19 protein-coding genes are annotated in these 20,466 nt (G+C 47.0%); 6 read left to right on the top strand and 13 right to left on the bottom strand.

Features of this window, described 5'->3' with window-relative positions; genetic code table 11:
• Window positions 1-172: 172 nt before the first annotated feature.
• Both cysK and QUB70_RS09400 read right to left on the bottom strand, forming a co-directional pair.
• Window positions 173-1,153 carry a cysteine synthase A gene (cysK, locus tag QUB70_RS09405; RefSeq protein ID WP_332979849.1) on the bottom strand — a complete coding sequence of 327 codons (981 nt, stop codon included), beginning with the start codon at window positions 1,151-1,153 and terminating at the stop codon, window positions 173-175.
• 18 nt (window positions 1,154-1,171) lie between these two features.
• Window positions 1,172-1,609 (bottom strand): RrF2 family transcriptional regulator, encoded by a 438-nt coding sequence (locus tag QUB70_RS09400; protein ID WP_332979848.1) that lies wholly within the window; start codon window positions 1,607-1,609, stop codon window positions 1,172-1,174.
• Between the two features lie 110 nt (window positions 1,610-1,719).
• Here QUB70_RS09400 and QUB70_RS09395 point away from each other — a divergent pair, with 110 nt between their 5' ends.
• Window positions 1,720-1,956, top strand: coding sequence for a hypothetical protein (locus tag QUB70_RS09395; protein ID WP_332979847.1), 237 nt, complete (start codon window positions 1,720-1,722; stop codon window positions 1,954-1,956).
• Between the two features lie 345 nt (window positions 1,957-2,301).
• Here QUB70_RS09395 and QUB70_RS09390 read toward each other — a convergent pair whose 3' ends face one another.
• From QUB70_RS09390 to QUB70_RS09360, 7 genes are all read right to left on the bottom strand, one after another.
• Window positions 2,302-3,426: a sulfate ABC transporter substrate-binding protein gene (locus QUB70_RS09390; protein WP_332979845.1), complete on the bottom strand. Its 1,125-nt coding sequence runs from the start codon at window positions 3,424-3,426 to the stop codon at window positions 2,302-2,304.
• 436 nt (window positions 3,427-3,862) lie between these two features.
• The gene (locus QUB70_RS09385) at window positions 3,863-5,173 is read right to left on the bottom strand and encodes a YeeE/YedE family protein (RefSeq protein WP_332979844.1); all 1,311 of its coding nucleotides are present in this window, start codon (window positions 5,171-5,173) and stop codon (window positions 3,863-3,865) included.
• 181 nt (window positions 5,174-5,354) lie between these two features.
• A complete protein-coding gene (locus QUB70_RS09380) occupies window positions 5,355-6,311 on the bottom strand; it encodes a sulfurtransferase (RefSeq protein ID WP_332979843.1) in 957 nt (318 codons plus the stop codon).
• Window positions 6,312-6,571: 260 nt separating this feature from the next.
• Window positions 6,572-7,156, bottom strand: coding sequence for a Crp/Fnr family transcriptional regulator (locus tag QUB70_RS09375; protein ID WP_332979841.1), 585 nt, complete (start codon window positions 7,154-7,156; stop codon window positions 6,572-6,574).
• A 55-nt stretch (window positions 7,157-7,211) separates the two neighbouring features.
• Complete coding sequence (gene cysE, locus QUB70_RS09370; protein WP_332979840.1) at window positions 7,212-7,943, bottom strand: serine O-acetyltransferase; 732 nt, start codon at window positions 7,941-7,943, stop codon at window positions 7,212-7,214.
• A gap of 156 nt (window positions 7,944-8,099) precedes the next feature.
• Window positions 8,100-10,040 carry an ATP-binding protein gene (locus QUB70_RS09365; protein WP_332979839.1) on the bottom strand — a complete coding sequence of 647 codons (1,941 nt, stop codon included), beginning with the start codon at window positions 10,038-10,040 and terminating at the stop codon, window positions 8,100-8,102.
• Between the two features lie 180 nt (window positions 10,041-10,220).
• Window positions 10,221-11,255: a sulfate/molybdate ABC transporter ATP-binding protein gene (locus tag QUB70_RS09360; protein WP_332979838.1), complete on the bottom strand. Its 1,035-nt coding sequence runs from the start codon at window positions 11,253-11,255 to the stop codon at window positions 10,221-10,223.
• 515 nt (window positions 11,256-11,770) lie between these two features.
• Between QUB70_RS09360 and gltD the strand changes: the two genes are divergently transcribed.
• A complete protein-coding gene (gene gltD, locus QUB70_RS09355) occupies window positions 11,771-13,255 on the top strand; it encodes a glutamate synthase small subunit (RefSeq protein ID WP_332979837.1) in 1,485 nt (494 codons plus the stop codon).
• A gap of 219 nt (window positions 13,256-13,474) precedes the next feature.
• Here the strand turns inward: gltD and QUB70_RS09350 are convergent, their stop codons facing one another.
• The 4 genes from QUB70_RS09350 to QUB70_RS09335 form a co-directional block, all read right to left on the bottom strand.
• A complete protein-coding gene (locus QUB70_RS09350; protein ID WP_332979836.1) occupies window positions 13,475-13,696 on the bottom strand; it encodes a hypothetical protein in 222 nt (73 codons plus the stop codon).
• Window positions 13,684-14,082 (bottom strand): hypothetical protein, encoded by a 399-nt coding sequence (locus QUB70_RS09345; RefSeq protein WP_332979834.1) that lies wholly within the window; start codon window positions 14,080-14,082, stop codon window positions 13,684-13,686. The genes QUB70_RS09350 and QUB70_RS09345 overlap by 13 nt, the downstream gene beginning before the upstream one ends.
• 389 nt (window positions 14,083-14,471) lie before the next feature.
• A complete protein-coding gene (gene priA / locus QUB70_RS09340) occupies window positions 14,472-17,057 on the bottom strand; it encodes a primosomal protein N' (RefSeq protein ID WP_332979833.1) in 2,586 nt (861 codons plus the stop codon).
• A 79-nt stretch (window positions 17,058-17,136) separates the two neighbouring features.
• Window positions 17,137-18,207 carry a sensor histidine kinase gene (locus tag QUB70_RS09335; protein ID WP_332979831.1) on the bottom strand — a complete coding sequence of 357 codons (1,071 nt, stop codon included), beginning with the start codon at window positions 18,205-18,207 and terminating at the stop codon, window positions 17,137-17,139.
• Between the two features lie 338 nt (window positions 18,208-18,545).
• On the opposite strand from QUB70_RS09335, the gene QUB70_RS09330 reads away from it, so the two are divergent.
• From QUB70_RS09330 to QUB70_RS09315, 4 genes are all read left to right on the top strand, one after another.
• On the top strand, window positions 18,546-18,830 hold the full coding sequence (locus QUB70_RS09330) for a hypothetical protein (RefSeq protein ID WP_332979830.1): 285 nt from the start codon (window positions 18,546-18,548) through the stop codon (window positions 18,828-18,830).
• On the top strand, window positions 18,820-19,764 hold the full coding sequence (locus QUB70_RS09325; RefSeq protein WP_332979829.1) for a fused MFS/spermidine synthase: 945 nt from the start codon (window positions 18,820-18,822) through the stop codon (window positions 19,762-19,764). Before QUB70_RS09330 ends, QUB70_RS09325 begins: the two co-directional genes overlap by 11 nt.
• 39 nt (window positions 19,765-19,803) lie before the next feature.
• The gene (locus tag QUB70_RS09320; RefSeq protein ID WP_332979828.1) at window positions 19,804-19,974 is read left to right on the top strand and encodes a YqaE/Pmp3 family membrane protein; all 171 of its coding nucleotides are present in this window, start codon (window positions 19,804-19,806) and stop codon (window positions 19,972-19,974) included.
• 282 nt (window positions 19,975-20,256) lie between these two features.
• A partial coding sequence (locus QUB70_RS09315) for a hypothetical protein (protein ID WP_332979827.1) occupies window positions 20,257-20,466 on the top strand: 210 nt, incomplete at its 3' end.

Raw genomic sequence — 20,466 nt, 5'->3', positions numbered from 1 at the left:
GCCCTCTTTCTATATACGTCTCAAGAGGGCTAAAGCCCAACTACGTACCTATTTCTAGGATGACAATTAATCCACCCCCCTTATTAAGGGGGGTGAGGGGGGATCGAGACTTAGATACAACAAGAGAGACGGTCGGTTTGACGTTAAGTTATCAGCAAGCCCCTAGGACAATTTAATAATTGCTAATTAATGCTTCGAGTTGGCTGACGGTCGGCAATTCTAAGTCTTTGAACAAGGCTGTACTGAGGTAGCGTTCGCCATAAGAAGGCTGCACAAAAACTATTAATTTCCCAGCATTTTCGGGACGCTTGCCGACTTGAATTGCCGCAAACAATGCTGCACCGGCAGAAATTCCTGACAGCAATCCTTCTTCTCTGGCTAGCCTGCGGCTGTAGGCGATCGCATCTTCGTCGCTAACTGCAATTACTTCATCAATTAACTCTGGTTTCAACACTTCCGGGATGAATCCTGCACCAATTCCTTGAATTTTGTGAGCGCCAGATTTACCTCCAGAAAGCACGGGGCTGCTGGCGGGTTCAACTGCGATCGCCCTAAAACTCGGTTTCCGCTGTTTAATTACCTCCGCAACTCCAGTAATCGTACCGCCGGTGCCAACTCCAGCAACTAAAAAATCTATGTTACCCTCTGTATCTTCCCAAATTTCCTCGGCCGTTGTTTCCCGGTGAATTTTCGGATTAGCGGGGTTGCGAAACTGTTGCAGCAGGAAAGCATCGGGAATTTCTTCTGCAATTTCTTCCGCACGGGCGATCGCGCTTAACATCCCTTCATGTCCCGGAGTTAATTCCAACTGAGCTCCGTAAGCTTTCAGCATCGATCTGCGCTCTAAACTCATCGTATCCGGCATAGTTAAAATCAGACTGTAGCCTTTCGCCGCCGCGATCATTGCCAAAGCAATTCCAGTATTGCCTGAAGTCGGTTCAACTAAAATAGTTTTCCCCGGTTTAATTAACCCCGCATCTTCTGCCGCCTGAATCATGCTCGCCGCAATCCGATCTTTCACCGAAGCAGCCGGATTCATCCCTTCCAATTTGGCCACAATTTGAGCAACTACTCCTTCGGCTTGGGGAATTTTATTGAGCTGAACTAAAGGAGTTCTGCCAATTATTCCTGTAACATCCTTAGCAATTTTCATGGCTTAATTTCTCTCCTATTAAATGTAGTACATGGGATGTGCTTGTTTGCGATCGTCCCGCTGTTCGCACAAATCTTGTAATGTGTATTTCCCCAAAACAGCCCAAGATGCCTGTTGAGCTTCCTGCCAGATTTCTAGCACCGCAGTTTTTTCTATTGTTACAGATTCCGAAACTTTTTTGGCCTTGCCGCTGCCGTCGCCTTCGAGTGTCGAAAACACCTCTAGCAAAGTAATCTGCCAAGGCTCTTTTGCCAGCAAATAACCGCCTTTAGCACCCCGCAGACTCTGGACGATACCCGCACGCCGCAGCACGGTAAGAATTTGGTCGAGATATCGTTCGGGTATCTCACCAGAAGCAGTAAGTTCGTTCACTGTTAGGGGCGAATCCTTTGGGTGGTGGCTCGCCAGTTCCAAGAGCGCTAACAGGGCATATTCTACTCTAGAAGATAGTTCCACATTCCCCACTGGCGATCGAGTTTAAATTGTACATTATATCATAGTACACAATTCCGGTAGGTGTACAGGTGTTATTATATTTTTATTATAAAAACGGTAGGAGAAATCATGTGAGCAACGTAAATGCAGGCAATTTAAGCTGTCGGCACTGTCGGTATTACGAGCAGCACGGGCACAGGGGCGGAAACTGCCTTCAGCTCGGCGTGGCGGTACAGGGTGCGTGGAAAGCTTGCCCCTTCTTGGTTCCGCCCTTTGCACCGTCTTGGGAACACCCAGAAGCGGGTAGATCCCGACAGTCTCAAATGTTGCAGGGAGCAACTATTTTACAGGCAATACCCCCACCTTAAAGTAACTGCTAAGTAGGTAGGCGGATATATGCTGTGTCATCGTTAAGTTGATTCATCTGATATCTTGCATCATTGTCAGCAACAGGCAAGATGCCTGTTCCACAAAAGATAAATTTTCTTGTGGAACAGGCATCTTGCCTGTTCATAAAAGGCTAATTGAGAATGATGCAACATATGAGTTCATACTCACCGAATTGGGGGCCGTCAACAGGTGCGAGATATCGCATCTGTTGGCGGTCAGAAGAAAGAAATCAGGAGAAAGAGAAAAGCAAGGGCGATCGCACTTGCCTTTAAACTTATTGAGTAGTCGAGGAGAAAATTTAATTAACCGAATTTCGCTCTAGATTATCTCCGGCCCAGACCATTCTCAATTTGATCGAAGATTGCACCGTCAGCAAAGAACTTGCTTTGCACCCCGCTCCAGCCACCCATATCGCTGACTGTAAACAGTTTGCCAATTCTGGGAAACTGACTGCTAAATTGTCCGGCTACCGTCGAGTTAACAGGCCGAAAACCCACTTTAGCAAATTCTTGCTGAGCTTCCGGTGTGTAAAGATATTTCACAAAAGCCTCCGCCACTTTAGTAGTTCCGTGTTTGGCTGCGTTTTTATCAACTACAGCCACGGGGTTGTCAATAGAAATATTCACTTGGGGAATGATGAAAGGTTCGGTTTCGCCCTTCTGTTTCGCCAACAGAATTTCGTTTTCATAGTTGAGCAGCACATCCCCTTGGTTTTGTTTGTAGAAGACATCTGACGCTTCGCGGGCATCTTTAGGAAGGACTGGCACGTTTTTATATACCTGAGTTACAAAGCTGCGGGCTGCTTGTTCGTTTCCTCCGTTTCGAGTTACCGAACCCCACAAAGCTAAGAAGTTCCAGCGCGCGACACCAGAGGTTTTGGGATTAGCGGTAATTACTTTGATACCCGGTTTGGCTAAATCCGCCCAGCCTTGGATTTTTTTAGGATTGCCCGATCGCGCTACTAATGCTACGACTGATTTGCTAACAATTCCGTTATTGGGTACTTCTCGTTCCCAACCCGCTTTAATTAAACCGGCTTGTTGGATGCGATCGGTATCAAAAGCTAAGGCTAAGTGTACGACATCGGCTTCCAAACCATCAATCACAGCGCGAGTTTGGGAACCGGAACCGCCGTAGCTTTGGCTAAACTTGACATTCTGGTTGTTTTCTCGTTTCCACTTCGCTACAAAGCCGGGAATGATCCTGTCGTAGGCGGATTTGGTAACAGCAAAGGAAACTAAGGTGAGTTCGACATCTTTTGGTTTTGGCTGGCCGATCGCAGGCAGAGGAATTAACCAGCTCAAGCCTAAACCTACTGCAAAAAAGAAAGCAAAAACTCTGAACAGGGACGATTTCAGCAGCGCGGCTGATTTAAGAGAAAATACTGGCAAACCAGTTTTTTTCTTGAATGGCTGCAAGACACTATCTTTGAGATGATGGTACCGCATTGATGTTTCTTAGTTACTTTAATTTTTTCTCAGGTGGATGTAGCGCAAAATAAAGTTTAATGCGCTCGATATAGAGCAAATGCAGCCTGATGAGATTTGCCCGGATAATCTATAAGATTTCGCCGATGTGGCAATTCTTGTTAATGGCAACAGTGGCAAGATTGAGAGACTGTTTTGCTAGCAATTGGGCGATCGCTCTTTGAGTGCGATCGCCATTTCTCTCTACTTAATCCAATACATTACACTATTAAATACTTAATGTCTATAGGAAAACAGTAGTTATTATTTTATTCCCATAACATATTAAAAAAGGTTTGTAGTTGCGCTCTCTTCGCCGGCCGGTGCCCAAGCACAACTACAAACCTACAATTGTTCGTTTAATTACAAATTACGAAGGTCGGATTGCGAATTATTTTGACATTTGGCTTGAGTCGTGTTAAATATCAAGTCGGAGGAGCGATCGCAATTTAATACCAGCAAAGCTGCCCAACAAAGCAGCCGCAATCCACAGCCAACCGTGCAAACTGGTGGAGGCAATGCCGCTAAAAAAAGCGCCGACATTGCAGCCAAAAGCCAGCAACGCTCCGTAACCCATCATGAAACCGCCGCTTAGAACGGCTGCTATTTTGGGTAAGGAGAGGTTGGTTTTGACGGCGAACTTGCCCGCCAAAGCTGCTGCTAATACTGCTCCCAAAACAATGCCAAAATTCATCACAGAAGTAACATCAGCAAAGATGCCTTTTTGCAGGGATTCCAACTTGTCGGGATTATTCCAAAACGGGTTAGTTGCGGGATTCCAACCGAAAGCGGTAGCAAGTTCTGCGGCCCACAAAGTAAACCCCCAAGTCACTCCCCAAGGGCGACCGTCAATTAACAGTTTTACCCAGTTGAGAAAGGCAAGGGCAAAGGCTCCGGCAGCCAGAGGCCACGGGCCGTAAAGCCATCGATTTTTGATGTGGGTTTGGGGATTTTTGAGGAGAGAATCTGCTGTTACCGGTTGCTTGCCGTTGGCGCGATTCCACTGCCAGAGGGCGATCGCAATTAACAGAAATACGCTCAGTTGCAAGATAACTGCGGGCGTCCATCCCAAGGTTTTTCCTAAAGATATCGGCGGCAGTGAGGGCAAATTCCACAGGTGTCTGGTCAAACTTCCTGCAAAAGAACCGATGCAAAAAGTCAGCAGGGTTAATAGCATTGACGTGCTGCCGGCGCCAATTGTCCAAAGGGTGCCGCAAGCGCAGCCGCTGCCCAATTGCATTCCAATTCCGAATAGAAAAGCGCCGATCGCATTTTGCCAGCCGACAGGTGCAACTGCGCCGGCCATTTTGTGTCCGAATGCCGATCCGGAGGCAAGTACGGGGGCAAATAGCAAAGTGGCGATCGCTAACATTAACAAGTGCGCTAAAACACCTGTAATATCGCGATCGGCAAACAATTTGCGATAAGCAGAAGCAAAGCCAAAACTTGCATGATACAAACTAGCGCCCAGCAAACCTCCAATCACAAATAAAACGCTCTGCCGCCAACCGTAGGCGCTCAAACCCGCCGCACCAGCGACAAATAATGTCAGTATAAGAGCTAATATCGGACGCTGCGATCGGGGCTGCGAAGTTTTTGTCAGCGGTGAAAAAGCAGTTTCTGCGGTGTTATTCACAATAAAATACTTGACTCCAGAAACAACTGTAAAGCGAGGCAGAGCCTCCATTTTAGCGCTAAGTTTTTCGCGGCGAAGTCTCCGATTTTTCATCAGGTTGTTCGCTGGGAGTGCAAGCAACGGAATTATCTGCTTGTCGGTGCTCAGCTATTGTTGATAAACCAAAGCCAATTGCGCTGATTATTCCGAGCATTGATATCGAGATAATTACTGTTTTCATTCTACCTCTTCGGTCAATTATTAGCCAAAATTGCTGTCAACTGTCAACTGTTTTCTACACTCCCCGTTCCGGGCCAGTTTCTACAGGCAAATTGGTCTGGCTGTATTCAGTCCAAGAGCCTTCGTATATCCTCACTTTAGGATAGTTCAGCAAGTGTTTCAAAACGACATATTGCAGCGTCGCTTCCCGTCCCGTACTGCAAGTAACGATGATGTCGCTATTGCGATCGATCTTTTTGTTTGCCAAAAGCTGCTTAATTTCGTCGAGAGACTTCAATTTGTGCGGATTTTCAGCATCTGTGAAAGTCGGCCAGGGAATGTTGCGAGCGCCGGGAATGTGCCCGTTGCGCGTCCAGATTTTTTCTTCGCCTTGAAATAGTTTTTCCGGTCTGGGATCGATGAATGTGACACCTGCTTTTCCAATTAAATTTTTGACTTCATCCAGGCTGACTCGAATTGATTTGTTGTCTCGAACAGTCAGTTTACCGGGCGCGTATTTGGGAAACTCTTTTGTTACAGTTTGGGAAGCTTTGTAACCGCTATATCCTCCGTCAATAACTGCTATGTCCGCGTGTCCCAAACGTTCCAATACATAAGCAACCATTGTCGCGCCGAGAATGTCTCTGCCGTCGGAATAAACTGCGACGCGGCTGTTGTCTGTTACTCCGGCTCGCGACAGTAATTGCCCCATTTGATCCGGCGTTAGATACTGTACTGGCAAACCGCTGTCCGGGCCGCGCAAGGTGTTGTCGGCGATGTTGACTGCGTTGGGAATGTGCCCCATAAAGTAGTCCATTGGGTTGGTACGGACATCGAGAATTCGCAGATTTTTGTCGCTGGCGTTTTCGGCTACCCACGCGGGGGAAACGAATTGAATTTTACTGTTTGATTGTCCGGCTTGGGTTGGGGAAAATGGGAACAGAGGAATTGCGATCGCCAGCACTACTAGGGCGACAATGAATGCCCCTATTTTGTTTTTTTTGAATCGAGCTTTCAGGGATTTAGTTTTCATTTTTATTCCTCCTGCATTGTCTGTGTCGAAAAGCACAAAAAGCTCATCGCTGCTAGAGAGCCGATTGCTCTCTTCAGTTAAAATACTTAATCTCGATCGAATTATCGTAGATTATAGGTATAGCTTTTGATTTTTGCACATACTGCCTCAGAAAGTCAATACATTTTTTAGGCGCGAGGGATACAGTAATTTATCGGGCGATTCTCTCCGGGATAGCTTCGCACGCGCGAATTCGCACGCGCGAGACATTGATTCTACCCTTAGATTTCGTAGTGCCACACCTCGGAAGGTTGCAGAATAATCCGGTGCAAAGGCAGGCGCTCGATCAAACCTTGCTGCTCAAAAATGCCGAGGGTGCGAGTGACGGTTACGCGACTTGTACCGAGGATTTCGGCGATATCCTGATGCGTTAAATTCATATCGATCAGATGTCCTTGCTCTACCTCAGAACCAAACCTTTTAGCCAGCCAATTCAGTAGTTTATAGAGCATAAAGTCAACTCTTTTGTAACCTCGCATTACCATAAACTCTTCAGCCTGCTGAATGTGATGGAGCAGAATATCTCTATTCAGCCAGCGCTCGGCAGATAATAGAATTGCTTCGACTTTCGTGAGGCATTCAATTTGAAAAGGATCGCATCTTGATATCGGTTTGCCGATCGCATCGCCGGAACCCCACAATCCCAAGGTGATAATTGTGCCATCTTCCAGCCAGGTTACAGTTCGCACTACCCCTGTTTCAATTTGCCACAGAGCATTGTTTCGGTTGGGCAAGTACGATCGGCGAGTAAATATATGTCGCTTCGTTTCTTCAAAAGTTTGAGCGGAAAGTGAGGAAATAGTCATATACAAAAGAAGGGAAAGGGGAAGGGTAAGCTAGAGTTGATTTTCGCGCGCTGTGCTAAATTCCGGCACCGTCTAGAAACTCCGCAATCAATATATCGGAAGACAGCGATAATTCATTTCTTTTTGCCTCGGTTGGCTCGAATTCTGTTGTTTTGGGCCAACACGAGCTAGATTTTAAAATATTAACTTGGTCTTCTAAATACTTAATTCGATCGAACAAAGCTCGAATGGCTTGAGCTTCCAAATCAGGTGTATTTTGAGAATTTTGAGCATCTCCCGCCTGCTGTTTTCGAGAGATGATGCGGCCGGGAATTCCCACAACCGTGCAATCGCTAGGAACATCCCGCAGCACTACCGAACCCGCACCAATGCGAACATTATTGCCAATTTGGATATTGCCTAAAACCTTAGCGCCGGCTCCCACTACAACATTTTCTCCCAGCGTCGGATGCCGTTTTCCTGTTTCTTTGCCCGTGCCGCCGAGGGTCGCTCCTTGATAAATTACAGCATAATTTCCGACGATCGCAGTTTCGCCAATTACCACTCCCATGCCGTGGTCGATAAACACGCCGCTACCAATTTTCGCTCCGGGGTGGATCTCAATTCCCGTCAAAAAGCGGCTCAGTTGGGAAATCAAGCGCGGTACAAACGGAAGTCCAGCCGAGTAAAGCCAGTGTGCCCTCCGGTGCAAAAAAAGTGCTTGCAATCCGGGATAGCAAAATAATACTTCCAGCCAGTTGCGCGCAGCGGGGTCGCGTTCGTAAATGATTTGTAAGTCGCTCAGCATATCTAGTCTCCCCGTGTTTCGGTTCTACATTACCGGCACTGCCGGCAATTTTAGCTGCATCAAGCAGTCTTGCTGGCAGCATTATTACCAATAATACTCTAAGTCTATCGATTTACCGTATTTATTGGCCAAAATTTCCGCCTTCTCCTTTTCTTTCTAAGCAGCCTCAGAGGTTTTATGCGAAACCAACGGTGCAGTTTTTCTAGATTCTTGCCGCAGCGGAATCTCGATCGAGAATTCGGTTCCCCGTCCGGGTTCTGACTCGCACCGCAGGGAACCTTTGTGCTTTTCTACTACAATTTTGTAGCCGATCGACAGTCCCAATCCCGTGCCTTTCCCGGCTGGTTTGGTAGTAAAAAACGGGTCAAACAGCCGCTGTTTGACATTCTCTGGAATGCCGGGGCCGTTGTCAGATATCCGCACAGTTATTTTATCTGGCATTGAATATTCTGTAGCAATCGCGATCGTACTGGGATTAATTTTCGCTTCCCATTCGCCCCGTTCGATGCTGTAACTGTCAAGGGCATCGATCGCATTGGCAAGAATGTTCATAAACACCTGATTTAACTGTCCGACATAACACTCAACCATCGGTAAGTTGCCGTAGTTTTTAACAACCCCGATCGGCGGGCGCGAGTCTGTAGCTTTCAGCCGGCTTTGCAGAATCAGCAGAGTGCTGTCAATGCCTTCATGGATGTTGACAGGTTTCATTTCGGCTTCGTCCAAGCGAGAGAAATTCCGCAAAGATTGGACGAGTTGAATAATGCGATCGGCTCCTATTTTCATCGATGACAGCAGTTGTGGCAAATCCTCACTGAGAAAGTCAAAGTCAATATTTTTTCTATAATCGGAAATTTCCGAGTGAGGGTATAAATAGTGTTTGTGGTAGAGTTCTACTAACTCCAACAAATCCTTAGCATATTCGCTTGCGTGGTGGATGTTGCCGTAAATAAAATTAACAGGATTGTTGATTTCGTGGGCTACGCCAGCAACTAACAAACCCAAACCAGACATTTTTTCCTGCTGAACCAGTTGAGATTGAGTTGACTGCAACTCCTGTAAAGTTTGTTCTAGTTCTTGAGATTTAGCCGTACGTTCTGCTGCTATTTTTTCGATGCGCTCGGTATAATTGAGCAAGCTCAATAAATAACGTGTTGCTGCCAGATTTAAGACGGTTCCCAAAACTAAAACAGTCAGCGATCGCCAATATTTTAAAGGATTAATGTACTCCGGCGTTACCAGAAATCGCAGCAACCACCTGCGGTTTTCGATATTGAGGATGCGAGTGCAACTGCTGCCGTCCGGGCAGTAAATTCTTTCCCCAATTTGGAGTGTATTTTTAATATTTTCGTCTGTGATTATCCTTTTTGTCTTGGATTCGTAAAAGGCGAGAAATTTTTCTGATTCAGAACCCATAGCATCTTGAATGTCAACATTAATAAAGTTTAGCTTGGTTTCCTGCACGGCAGATTTAACGATAGCATCAATTAGCAATACACCCATAGTAAAACCTTTTAAATTTTCGTTTTCCAGGGGGGGTACACTTGGCGATAATGCTGAAGTATTCGCGGAGATTTTATTAAAAACAGGCAGGAAGACAAAGACGCTGGGTAGATTTTCTGATGAAAATATTTGGCGTTCAGTAGCGGTAATTTCTTGTCTTTTTGCTGCTTGTTCTAAAGCTCGCCGATTGGGAGTCAAGGCTAAACCTGAATCTATTTCACCTGTCAGGAATTGCTGAGACTCAGAAACGCGGGGCAGCCACGCGATCGCCTTCAGACTAGGGTGGCGGTACAGGGCCGAACCGACAAATTTCTCGATCTCGGGTTTTTTATCGTCCTCAAATACGCTGTAAAAACCTCCGGCTGCCCGAATTACTTCTATATTGCCGCCAACATCTCTCTGGATGTCTGTAGCTATTTTGTCCAGCCGTTCTTGCAGTTCGGCTTGCATGAATTTGTATTCCCAATTGTACGCGATCGAACAGGCGATCGCAGACAGTCCAAATCCTGCACAAAGTGTTAATCCTGCCTGGATGCGGCGGCGATAACCAAGTAAAGTGCTAGTTGCTAAATTCAACAATTTGTTAGCATTCATATTCTTCGCTGACCTTTTTTTATCGTTCCCACTCAGAGCCTGGGAATGAATTTCAGGAGGAAGCTCCTCCGGTTTGGAGCCACGAGACACCATTACCAGGCACGAGCCTGGTAACGATGTGGCAGCAGTGTTTTGTAGCAGCTCCCCGATAGTATTTTGAGTAAGATGCAGCCGCTGATTTTAAATTGAATAAACAGGGAAAGTCATCGCGTGTTTGGGCTTGACGTAAACCTGTTGCTCTCGCTGTAACTGTAGAGTGTCGAAGCGATCGCGACTGACGTAAGCTGTCACCATTTGGCCCGATTCCAACAGCAACTCGGTTTGAATTTCCCGCCCTAAATGAATGATGCGGCTGACTTTTGCTAATGCAAAACCCGACTCCGGCCTAGTTTGAATTTCCACGTCGTGGGGGCGCAAAAACACTACTTCAGAATGAGCGGCTCCATTCTTGTGAGCCGTTGTACCGTTGCTGGCGAACAAACCCGCAGTATTCGGTAGCACATTGACCGGCCCAATAAAACTCATCACAAAAGCTGATGCCGGTTTGTCGTAAATTTCAGCAGGAGTGCCAACTTGTTCGACTCTTCCTTTGTTCATCACCACAATTTCATCCGCTACTTCCATAGCTTCTTCTTGGTCGTGAGTAACAAAAACTGTGGTGATGTTATTAACTTCTTTGTGAAGGTTGTGCAGCCACGATCGCAATTCTTTGCGGACTTTAGCATCTAATGCTCCAAAAGGTTCGTCTAGCAGCAGCACTTTTGGTTGAACTGCTAGAGCTCTCGCCAAAGCAACCCGCTGCCGCTGGCCGCCGGAAAGTTGCGAAGGATAGCGATCGCCCAAACCTTTCAACTGAACTAAATCCAAAAGTTCATCAACCCGCCTGCTAATAGAGTCTTTAGGAACTTTGCGAATTTCCATCGCAAAAGCAATATTTTTCTTAATAGTCATGTGTTTGAACAAAGCGTAGTGCTGAAACACAAAACCGATATGCCGTTCCTGCACCGACTGCTGGGTAGCATCTTCGCCGATCAGGTAAATATGACCGGTGTCGGGCGGTTCGAGTCCGGCAATCATCCTCAGCAAAGTCGATTTCCCCGAACCCGAAGGGCCCAACAGCGCGACTAGAGAGCCGCTTTTAATTTCCAAATTCACGTTGTCAATGGCGTGAAAGGAGCCGAAGTGTTTCGATACGTTCTGAACTGTAATGCTCATGAGTTTATTTACCTATTTTAGGAGTTGACGATTAAGTTAACTCCGAATAACCGATAGAATTATCGTAGTATATCGTGAAATTAATATTTTGCAAGGCCTGTAACTTTTTGTATACTCGGTCGAGACACTCTTGATAGGGACTGCGCTTGAAAGTTGACGCTGGGGGGCCCGAAGAGTTAACCCGCGATCGTTTCCAGATGTGGGAGTATCAGTGGCGGGCGATCGTCCGAGAGTAAGCGATGCTGAAATTACGCAGAAACCGGGTTTGAGGGACGAAAATACTGCATCAAAACCTTTAATCCCCGTAAAAAATCCGGTTTCCTTGCTGCCGATCGATATTTTACGGCTGCCGACAATTCCCCGACTCCCGGCGATCTTGAAGATTTCAGGTAGGAATTGCTCAATCTGAACTGCGATCGCACACAATTTAGATCACAATAGTTAATTCAGAAGCCTCCTGCCAGCTTCACCTTTGAGAAACTACCAGAATAGTAAATTCTAACCAGAACACCGCTATGGGAAAACCAACAGGGTTTATCGAATTCTTGCGCGAATTGCCCTCCGAACTCTCACCAGTCGAGAGAGTCCACAACTGGGACGAATTTCACCTGCCGATGGATGAGGACAAACTCCGCAGCCAAGGCGCGCGCTGCATGGACTGCGGCATTCCATTTTGCCACACCGGCAGCATCATCAGCGGCATGGCCAGCGGTTGCCCGATTAACAACCTCATCCCCGAATGGAACGACCTAGTATATCGCGGACTCTGGAAAGAAGCCCTTGACAGACTCCACAAAACCAACAACTTCCCCGAATTCACCGGCAGAGTATGTCCCGCCCCCTGCGAAGGCGCTTGCGTGCTCGGCATCAACAACCCGCCAGTCACGATTAAAAATATCGAAGCCTCGATAATCGACAAAGGCTGGGATGAAGGCTGGATTACTGCCGAACCGCCAGCCAAACGCACCGGCAAAAAAATCGCCGTCATCGGTTCCGGGCCCGCCGGTTTGTCCGCCGCCGCGCAACTCAACAAAGCCGGTCATTGGGTAACTGTATACGAAAGAGCCGATCGACCGGGAGGCCTGCTAATGTACGGCATCCCCAACATGAAGCTAGACAAAGAACAAGTCGTGATGCGCCGCCTGAAAGTCCTCGAAGACGAAGGCGTAAAATTTGTCTGCAACACCGAAGTCGGCAAAGACTTACCAGCAGAACAACTGTTAAAAGAATACGACTCCGTTGTGCTCTGTACCGGCGCGACAAAACCCCGCGACTTGGGCATCGAAGGCCGGGAATTAAAAGGCATCCACTTCGCAATGGACTTTTTGACTGCGAACACCAAAGCAGTTTTAGACAAGAGCACCAACGATAACTTCATCTCCGCCGAAGGCAAAGATATCGCGATTATCGGCGGCGGCGACACCGGCACCGACTGCGTGGGCACCTCCATCCGCCACGGCTGCAAAAGCCTGGTACAGCTAGAAATCCTGCCCAAACCGCCCTCGGAACGCGCGGCCAACAATCCCTGGCCGGAATGGCCGAAAGTCTACCGCCTCGACTACGGCCAAGAAGAAGCCGCAGCCAAATTCGGCGACGACCCCCGCGGCTATCTCACCACCGCCACGAAGTTCGAGGGCGACGAAAACGGCAATGTCAAAGCCGTACACACCGTTGAGGTGGAGTGGGCGAAAAACGAAAAAGGGCAGTTCATTCCGAAACACATCCCGGGCACGGAAAAAGTGTTGCCGGCGCAGCTTGTGTTGCTGGCGATGGGCTTCCTGGGCCCGGAACAGCCGCTGCTGGATGCGCTGGGATTGGAACGCGACGCCCGCAGTAATGTGAAAGCGGAGCACGAAAAGTATACAACCAGTATTCCGGGAGTTTTCGCGGCGGGGGACTGTCGCCGGGGACAGAGTTTGGTGGTTTGGGCGATTAACGAAGGGCGCGGTGTGGCCAGGGAGTGCGACCTTTATTTGATGGGTGAAACCGATTTGCCTTAGTTTGAGAGAATACCAGAGCCCCGACTTCTTCAAGAAGTCGGGGCTCTAATTCGCCAAGATTTTGATTGAAAAACCAAAATTTGTAAACCAGCCTTTTATATATATATTGAAAGAGGTAGATTGCGATTTACTGTTGGGCGGGGGCGGGTTTATTATATAGTTTTTTTTTAGGCATAGATGGTTGGTGAAACCCGCCCCTACAAATCCCTCGACCTAATATTACAGGACGATCGACTGTATATAAGATTTGCCATTCCATTCGATCGCCAATTGACTAGATTCATTAATTTTGACTGAATTTTTAGGATACAATTCATCTTTTCCCCACAACAAAGGATTATTAATGATATATTCGCTCATGGCCAATAATGATTCTTCATTGCGGATGATATGTTCGTAATAACCGCGCTGCCATACCGATACGCCACTCAAATATCGCATTTGGTTAATTCGCCGGGCTGAAATGTTTTCAAACCCCGCACAATTTCCGACAAAGGATGGATTTTTGATTTTCTCAGGCCCAATTTATCGGATTCTGTATAATTTGTTTCTGGGCTGCCTTTCAAAAAAATAATTCCGTGCACGTGATTTGGCATCACAATAAAATTGTCTAATTCGACGTTTTGGTAACGTTTGGGAAGAATGCTCCAATTGAATAAAACTGTTTTACCATAGGGACTCAATTGCATTGTACCATCAATAACTTCCCCGAATAAACATTCGCGCTGCCAACTGCAAATAGTGATAAAATACGCGCCGGGAGTGCTATAATCATATCCTGGTAGGCGAATTGAGCGGCGATGGTGTTTGTTGCGATCGTATTTCATAATTTTGTCCCCATAAAACATTTGTCACCCAAGCGGGGGCGGGTTTATTAGATTGTTGGTTTCCGGCAGAGATGGTTGGTGAAACCCGCCCCTACGATGGGCCGGTAGGGGCGGGTTTTACCAACAATATTTGAGGCTGACCAACAATCTACAAAAACCCGCCCCCACCCAACCAATAACCCAGATTAACCTGATTTTCGCTCGCCGTCACAAAATCTAGATTCGGATTGGCCACCCAAGCGGGGGCGGGTTTATTAGATTGTTGGTTTCCAACAAAAATAGTTGGTGAAACCCGCCCCTACGATGGGCCGGTAGGGGCGGGTTTCACCAACAATATTTGAGGCTGACCAACAATCTACAAAAACCCGCCCCCACCCAACCAAGAACCCTCAACCAAAATTCAACGGATCGACATCAATAGTTAGACTAACAGAACGCGGCGTACGCGCGGCGAAGCTATCCCGAAGGGAATCGCGCAACCCGATCAAATCCGACAAATCCAGCGACTCATCCAAAGGCAACTTCAGCAAAATCTGCCACCGATAGCGATTTGCCACCCGCATAATCGCCGCCGGTGCAGGCCCCAACAACTCACACCCCGGTACAGACAATCGATCGATATAATCCCGACAAACAGACGCCAACTGTACCGCAGTTACCGCAACTTCCGCCGCATCCAAACTACTCAACCGCAACAAAATCAACCGCCCCGAAGGTGGATAATTCAGCGCCGCCCTTTCCGCTAATTCTGTTTCCACAAAACCCGCATATTCGTGCCGCCTCACAGCTTGAACTACCCGGTGTTCGGGAGTGTAAGTTTGAATAATTACCCGCCCCGGATCGTCGCCTCTGCCCGCACGGCCCGCAACTTGAGTTAATGTTTGAAAAGCCCGTTCGCTAGCCCGATAATCCGATAAATTTAGCAACCCATCAGCAGATACGACTCCCACCAATGTGACTCCAGCTAAATCTAACCCTTTCGTTAGCATTTGCGTACCCAGCAAAATGTCAGCTTCCCCATTAGCAAATTGCGTTAACAATCTGCGATGATCCCCCTTATTTCTAGTCGTATCGCTGTCAAATCGAATCGCCCGCAATTCTGGAAATAATCTCGTTAATTCCTGTTCGACTCGCTGAGTGCCGCTGCCGAAATTTTTGAAGTAAGGAGAACTGCATTCCGGGCAGTTTTGAGGGTGTCGTTCCGTGTGATTGCAGTAGTGACAGCGCAAGATTTCTGCTGTTCCTTCGCCGACGTGGTGATAAGACAGGGAAACATCGCAATTCGGGCATTCCATCACATACCCGCAACTTCGACAAGACACAAACGTGCTGTGTCCTCTTCTGTGAATAAACAGGATACCTTGCTGTTGTCTTGCTTGCAATTGTTCCAGCGCGTTTTGCAGGGAAGTGCTGAAAATTGAGCGGTTCCCTTGTCGCAATTCTTGGCGCATATCGACTACTTCCACAGGCGGCATCGGGCGGGAATAAATGCGATCGGGCAAGGATAAATAATGGATATTTGGTAACGATTGATAATCTCGGCGCGTCCCTACCAATGTCTCTAAAGCTGGCGTTGCAGAACCTAAAATTAAAGGACAATTTTCTAATTCGGCGCGCCATTTGGCAACGGTGCGGGCGTGGTAGCAGGGCGCTGGGTGGTCTTGTTTGAAGCTGCTGTCGTGTTCTTCATCGAGGATAATTAAGCCGAGGTGAGGTAAAGGTGCGAAAATGGCCGATCGCGTGCCGATGACAATTTGCGGGGTTCCAGTCAGCATCTGACGCCATGTATCGTAACGTTCGCCGTCGGATAGGGCACTGTGGTACACGCAAATTTGCTCGCCAAAACGGGCGCGGAATCGATCGGTAAGTTGCGGTGTCAAACCTATTTCGGGAACGAGTACGAGGGCGGATTTGCCGCTGGCTAAGATTGGGGCGATCGCCTGCAAATACACTTCGGTTTTCCCGGAACCTGTAACGCCGTGCAGCAGCACTTGACGAAATCCCGAAAAAGAGTTAATAAACGCTAAAGCTTCAGCCTGAAAATGAGTTAAAGTTTTGGGTGAATCGGGCAATTGAGCAATTCCGCGATCGCCCCTGAGCACTTCCCTTTGGTCAATTACAACGCTACCTTTTTGCTCCAAATTTTTGACAACAGAAGAACTCGCGCTGCAACTTTTCAGCAAATCGTTCATCCACATTTCACCGCCGCCGCGCCGCAAAACTTCCAATACTTCTTGTTGCCGCTTGGTTAAATCTGTGACAAATGCACTAGCAATTAATGTCACTGCCGGTTTGAGTTGTGGTTTGGGAGGATGGGGCGGTTCTAAATAACTTTCTACCCACCCGCGTTTCAATAAATCTTTCAATCCCCGATAACTTCCCTTGACTTGCCCCTGGAGATATTTCCAAGTGTAATCGCCGTTTTTTTGAGCTTGCAGCAACTGCAAAATTTGACTGGCGGCGGGATTGAGAAAGGTTTCGCCATTGGGAGAAATAGCCTCCTTAATTAAGCGAATTCGGCGCACGGAACGGCTTAATAAACCGGGCGGCAGTGAGGCTCTAATTACTTGAATTAATGGCGTGCAATAATAAGTAGATACTCGTTCTAGTAGTTGCCAGTAATTAGGCGGGAAAAAACCCGCACTGACAACATCTTCGACATCTTTAACCCGCGCCGGATCTAAGTCGGGCGGCAGTTGAGAAACGAACCGAATCGCGATCGCGCCTACCTGTTGACTGCCAAAGGGTACACTCAAAATATCCCCCGGTTGCACGCTAAGTTCCGCAGGTAAGCGATAAGTAAATAATTTGTTTTCCTCCCCAGGAGAGTCACCCGCACTCCTAAAAGGAGAGTCCACCAATACCTCGATCCACTCTGCCGACACGGTGGGCCGCTGCGGCGGTTGGCTGCTACCGTAGGATGCCCCAGGCTCTGCCGCTACAGGGGTTGACAAACCAAAAGTGACAGTAGACATAGGGTTGCACATCAAACTAGGAGGAGCCGCGGTCAAAGGGATTTTTCATTATCCCTCAGTTTAGCTCGATCGATCGATCTTAGCTGCGGGAATTGGCGATCGGAATCTCGATCGCCAATTCAGTCCCTTCTCCAACTGCGGATATGCACTCCAACCTCCCGCCGTGTTTGTCCACAACAATTTGATAGCTAATTGACAGTCCCAAACCCGTTCCGTGACCGACTGGCTTGGTTGTGAAAAACGGATCGAAAATTTTCCCTTTTACAGCTTCATTCATTCCCCCACCGTTATCTTTGATACTGATTTTGGCCGTATTTCCAGAAATAATAGAAGTAGTAATTGCAATCTGGCTGGGGTTTGCTTCTCTCTCGCCTATGGAAAGCTTTTGGTCTCGCTCCCGCAGGGCATCAATCGCATTATTAATGATGTTCATAAATACCTGATTCAATTGTCCCGCATAACATTCTACTTTTGGTAAATTGCCATAATTTTTAACAATCTCGATTGCCGGAAAACCTGGTTTTTCTTTAGTTAAATTCTGCAAAATTAACAAGGTGCTGTCAATTCCTTCGTGAATGTTAACCGGTTTCTTTTCGGCTTCGTCTACCCGCGCAAAGTTGCGCAAAGTCAGCACAATTTCGCGGATGCGCTCGGAGCCAACTTTCATTGACGAAAGAGTTTTTAGCAAATCTTCGCGCAGAAAGTTTAGGTCAATTTTTTCAATAAAATCTTCAATCTCTGCATCAGTTTCTGGATACCGATTCAGGTACATTTCCAGCAATCTTAAAATGTCGGCAGTGTAGTCATTGACATAGGTAATATTGCCGTAGATGAAGTTGACGGGATTGTTGATTTCGTGGGCAATACCAGCTACCAAAATCCCCAAAGCCGACATTTTTTCGGCTTCGATTAATTTGAGCTGGATTGTTTGCTGGTTTAAGAGAGCTTTTTCGAGTTCAGACATTTTTGCTTTTAAAATATTTTCGGAATCTATAAATTCCTGAGTGACTGTTTTTAGCAAAAATTCTTTTTTTTGATTTAGGGCTTCTAATTGGCTGCGTTCGGCTTCCGAAGTTGCGAGTTTTTCTTGCAGGATTCGATTTGCATTTTCCAGCTCTTTGATTTTATTTTGCCAGTCTGTTGCTTCCATCGGATATTATTTTGAACCTAAAAATATTCTCGCAAACAAAATTTTATAAGTAAATTTAGTTCCACCATTTACCTACTTAGAATTCCGTCGCGGTGACGCCAGGCAATTTTGTTATCAAAATTCAACACCTCTTTTAATTTGCCATGTCTAAAAATCTTATCTAATATACATTCAAAATGTCAAGATATTAACAAAAAAGTCGGTTAAAACCGATCGCCACTTTTATTCCCCGTACTCGAAGAGAGCGGGGTTTTCATCAGATTCTTGATAAATAAGCAGGCCGATCGCCAACTGATAAAGGCGGGCCGGGCCCGAAAAATTGCCCGATTCAGACCCCATTGGTACAAAACCCGCCGGCAACCCAAAGCGAAAATATTAAATGTGACTGCGCGAGGGTGGGGGATGGGAAAAGTACGATCGACTGGGCGATCGCCCACCAGCAATCTCAAGTACCAAGCCCACTGCGCTATCCCAGAACGCAATCACACTATACCATTGCTGAGAAATCTCACTCCAATGTGTCGATCGTACTCACACACCCGCACCATTTTGTGCTAAGAACTACTACTTGTGACAACATCGGCACAGCAGTTTATATTTGGAGAGTAATTGATGTCAGGTAGCGAAGTTCGTGCAGACTTTTGGATGAGCGAGTACATTACCCCTTGGGATATTTACGTTCACGGCATCATCAGCGTGCTCGCTTACAAAAAAACTGCCTACCAGGAAATGTACGTCGTTGAAACCGGCACCTACGGTAAAGGCTTAGTTTTGGACGGTAAATGGCAATCTTGTACAGGCGACGAGTTTCTATACCACGAACCCCTCGTACACCCAGCCATGATTTGTCACGGTTCACCCAAAAAAGTCCTCGTTCTCGGCGGCGGAGAAGGAGCTACAATTAGAGAAGTGCTGCGCTGGAAAACAGTTGAAAAAGTCGTGATGATCGACATTGACGGCGAAGTAGTAGAAGCTTGCCGCGAACACCTGCCAGAAATGCACCAAAACGCCTTTGACGACCCCCGCTGCGAAGTAGTAATCGGCGATGCTTTGGACTATTTAGACAACACTGACAAAGATTGGGATATTGTCATTTCTGACTTGTCCGATCCCATTGAAGAAGGCCCATCTTTCCAGTTGTTTACGAAGGAGTATTTTGAGAAAGTTCGCAGCGTCATGTCGCCCAACGGATATTTCGTAGTACAAGCGGGCCCAGTTTCTCCGGCCGAAATGAAAATGCACGCCCGCATTGTCAATACCCTGAAATCGGTTTTCCCCAACGTTCAATCCTGCACCAGCTTTATTTCTACTTACGGAGCTCCTTGGGGTTTTGCGGTAGCTTCAACTCAAGAAATAAACACCCGTCCCGATCCCGAAACTACTGACAAATTACTCGCCGAGAAAACAACTGGCGGGTTGCGGATGTTTGACGGGATTACGCTGTTGGGATTGATGCAACTTCCCGGTCACTTGCGGCAGGTAATCGCCGCTGAAACCGAAGTTTACACTATGGCAGCACCGCCTAAGTTTTTCGGGAAAGGCTCTGTCAATCAGTGAAGTAAAATTGAAAGAGAAAAGTAGTTTGGAGTAACTGAGATGGACAATTTAATTCGCATAGTCGCTGCAATTTTTCTTCCCCCTCTGGGCGTATTTTTGACTGTCGGCATCGGTACTGATTTTTGGATCAACCTGGTTCTGACGTTTTTGGGCTTTATTCCCGGCATCATTCACGCCATTTGGGTGATTGCTAAGCACGATCGAGCCTAGGTCGATCTCAAAAAGACCTGTAGGGGCGGGTTCACTAACAATATATGTCACCAGCCCGGGGATATATAAACCCGCCCCAACCCAACAAATAACTAACAGCTTGCATCAATTTTGATGGTCATGCAATAATGCAGGTTGATATTGTTTGTGGGGTGGGGCGGGTTTATGTAAATTAGACCTCTTGCAAAAATCCTTTTAATCAAATTCTGGAACGGGCTCTCCGGCCCATTCCACAAGAAAAAAAATTTTGTGGGATGGGCATCTTGCCCGTCCTAGTTATTTTTGCAAGAGGTCTATTGTTGGTTGGTGTTTGATATTGTTGGCGAACCCGCCCCTACGATATTTGGGAAAATCAGAAAAATTGCTAAGATAATCCAGATTGATATTGTTTGTGGGGTGGGGCGGGTTTATGTAAATTGTTGGTTGGTGTTTGATATTGTTGGCGAACCCGCCCCTACGATATTTGGGAAAATCAGAAAAATTGCTAAGATA

The organism is Microcoleus sp. A003_D6 (assembly GCF_036702825.1).
Lineage (GTDB): Bacteria > Cyanobacteriota > Cyanobacteriia > Cyanobacteriales > Microcoleaceae > Microcoleus.
This window is presented reverse-complemented; position numbering and strand designations above follow the sequence as displayed.